This is a genomic window from Listeria floridensis FSL S10-1187, assembly GCF_000525875.1.
In the GTDB taxonomy this organism is placed as follows: Bacteria; Bacillota; Bacilli; order Lactobacillales; family Listeriaceae; genus Listeria; species Listeria floridensis.
Genome location: NZ_AODF01000056.1, coordinates 1 through 2,731, shown reverse-complemented (window position 1 = coordinate 2,731; position 2,731 = coordinate 1). Strand labels below are relative to the sequence as shown.

At 39.3% G+C, this 2,731-nt stretch carries 5 protein-coding genes; all 5 read left to right on the top strand.

Annotated elements, in window-relative coordinates; genetic code table 11:
* Positions 1–614: DUF1642 domain-containing protein (locus MFLO_RS14900; protein ID WP_149023065.1), on the top strand; the 614-nt coding region annotated here is incomplete at its 5' end.
* Positions 589–810, top strand: a complete 222-nt coding sequence (locus MFLO_RS13705) for a hypothetical protein (protein ID WP_036098595.1) — start codon at positions 589–591, stop codon at positions 808–810. The genes MFLO_RS14900 and MFLO_RS13705, both read left to right, overlap by 26 nt.
* The gene (locus MFLO_RS13700) at positions 803–1,042 is read left to right on the top strand and encodes a hypothetical protein (RefSeq protein ID WP_036098594.1); all 240 of its coding nucleotides are present in this window, start codon (positions 803–805) and stop codon (positions 1,040–1,042) included. Before MFLO_RS13705 ends, MFLO_RS13700 begins: the two co-directional genes overlap by 8 nt.
* 494 nt (positions 1,043–1,536) lie before the next feature.
* Positions 1,537–1,812: a hypothetical protein gene (locus tag MFLO_RS13695; RefSeq protein WP_036098592.1), complete on the top strand. Its 276-nt coding sequence runs from the start codon at positions 1,537–1,539 to the stop codon at positions 1,810–1,812.
* On the top strand, positions 1,812–2,678 hold the full coding sequence (locus MFLO_RS13690; protein WP_051993683.1) for an RNA ligase family protein: 867 nt from the start codon (positions 1,812–1,814) through the stop codon (positions 2,676–2,678). Before MFLO_RS13695 ends, MFLO_RS13690 begins: the two co-directional genes overlap by 1 nt.
* Positions 2,679–2,731 lie beyond the last annotated feature (53 nt).

Below are 2,731 nucleotides of genomic sequence, written 5' to 3'. Positions count from 1 at the left end.
ACTCCGCGCGCATGCTTTTTACTCAAGAAATGTATCAACATGTTAGCAAGACATTCAAAGTCATCACAATTGATAGTTTCCGAAACGATACACAATATAAATTAGAAGGGCTGGATTTTTGGTGGCATGAGGATTGGCTCGAATCTGCGTACGAAAAAATCGAAGTCGGGCAACAAATGGCGGACTGGTTGGACACGATGCCCGACGCTTGGAAGCGTGACGCAGATTTAGCCCTTTATAAAGTTGTAGCGGCAAGTAGTGCCTATCAAAGGGACGAACTCCGTAGTAAAAAATTAGTACCGATTTGGTTGATTGAGAGTGTGCTAGAGTACGAAAGCACAACCCTTACAACGATTGCCGATGCCATTCGATACGGCTACAAGGTTAAAAAAGAACAGCTTTATTATGTCCGTCTGCCTGAGGTCGAAGAAGAAAGTGCTTATTTAAATAAAACTGTAGGTAGCGATGAAATTGGCTTTCTTGATAAAACCGAAGACGCTTTTTTTCAAACTAAATTTATAGAAAGCGAAATAAAGAAGATTGACGAACGGTATTGGAATTTAGCGATAAAAGTCGAGGAGGATACCGATGACGGAAAGTTATGTTCAAATTAGTAGCAAAGCAGCAGCCGATATGATATTTAGTGATGATTATGCCGATCTATACCACGAACGCAAAGTTAATTTTGGCGGTATTGATGAACTGGCAATTTTGAAATGTAGTCTTTGGACGATTGATATCTTGGATGTTCCAAAAATTAAATTTTTTATTAAAATGACGGATGAACCAAAGGTGGATACAGATGAGTAAATTCATGGTTGTTAGTGAAATTGATGGTGAGATTGTGTATACGATCAGTTGGGCAGAATCGCCCTTAACAGCCATGTTGAAATCGACGAGTGAGGAGCGCGGCAGTCAAGATGAAATTGTTGGAATTTATGAAGTTGGTACGATGAATCATTTAGAATCAATTATGGCTCAACAAATATCTTTGTCAAACATGCAGCATTTATTAAACGAAGCGGGAGGAGACCAAAGATGAATAACGAAACAGAAAATCCTATGGTAGTAGACGCCTACTGGAATGACGGTTTCCGTCATTGAAAAGGTGATTCCAATGAACGAATTTAAAAAATTAAGAAAAAAAAAGAAATAAAACGCCGTGAACGCGAGCGAGATTTGATTTATGAGATCGAACAACTCCCATTTGGCGCCCAATATTTAAAAAAAAGTGCGAGAGCTCAACCGACTTCAAGATATTGGGGAAGAAGAGCTGCGACTGTACGATCAGTTTAAACGGGCGTATGAAGTCTGTCCGATCGTGAAGAAAACAAAACACGGTTCGATTTCGCCTGTACAAGTGACGCAGTTAAGAAACGCGGGGCTACATTTTAAAGCAATAGCCAAATACATGAATTGCTCAACGAATACTGTTCACAACTGTACAAAAAGTAAATATTTCAAACGATACTATAATCGTGATAAATCAATAGCGAATCAAATTGAGTTAGGTTTAAGGGTTAGGAGGGATAAATCATGAAGTCGTACTACATTAGAATTTATACTACTCGGCGGTGCTGGCCGAATGAACGTAAACTCCGGTACGAATTTTCGAAATACAACATATCGCTCGACGAACTTAAGACGGCTTTATTGAAACGTATGGGCAACCTAGGTCTGCATTATAGAGTCAAACGGCATATTTACGAGGCTAAAAATGTAGAGGAGCTTGTCCAAGGTATAAACAATAATACAAAATTTAAGCTTGATGTCCAGGTGATTGAGGATAGAAGAAATAAGGAGCTGAGATGATGCACAAGTACAATAGCTTGATTGGAGCGCACAAAAAGGAAGCAAAGAAAATTTATGACGACATTAAAGACGTTGTCATTCTTGAAAAATTGGACGGAGCCAATGCAAGTTTTCGTTTAGTCGACAGGGAAGTACATTGTTATTCGAGGACAACGGAGTTAGACGAACATAACACTTTGAGAGGCTTCTATAACTGGGTTCGAGATTATATTGTTCCACAAAAAGAATTGTTGAAACCAAACTCTATTTATTTCGGCGAGTGGCTAGTTAAACATAAAATTGACTATGGAAACAATCGCGACAAATTCTATTTATTTGACGTTTATGATTGTGAATCAGAAACTTTTGAACCTTTGTGGAGTTCGCAAACTCGGGCTAATGAGCTAGTGATAGATCATGTGCCAGTAATTGACGAACCGTCATATAAACCTTCGTTTGAAAGACTAAAAACCTATGTGGGGAAATCATTTCTTGCGAAAAAAGGGGAGGGGATCGTTGTTCGTTCAAAAGGTTCGAGGTACGAGGGCGAAACGCTCAAGTTCGTAAGTGACGAATTTAGAGAGGTTCAAACGAAAAAGGAAAAGGTTTCGAAAAATGCTACTGAACTCGGAGAATTTGTTTCTCAAACGTTAACACACGGGCGCGTTCGAAAAATACTCGATAAACTTGTTGACTCGGGTGTCATCGGCGAAGACTTCGATGAGACTGACATGGGGACTATTTTGAAGAATAGCAGTTCTGAAATCGTTGAAGACATTTGGAACGAGGAGTTAGATGTGTTAAAGAAGATGTTTCAGCGAAAAGTTGGCCGAGTGTATCCGGCTGCTGTGAAGGAAGTCATTAGGAAGAAGGAGGAACAAAAGTGAATAAGCTACCTGTTGAGCTTGTCATCTACTTGTTAATCTGTCAAAAAAGAGGA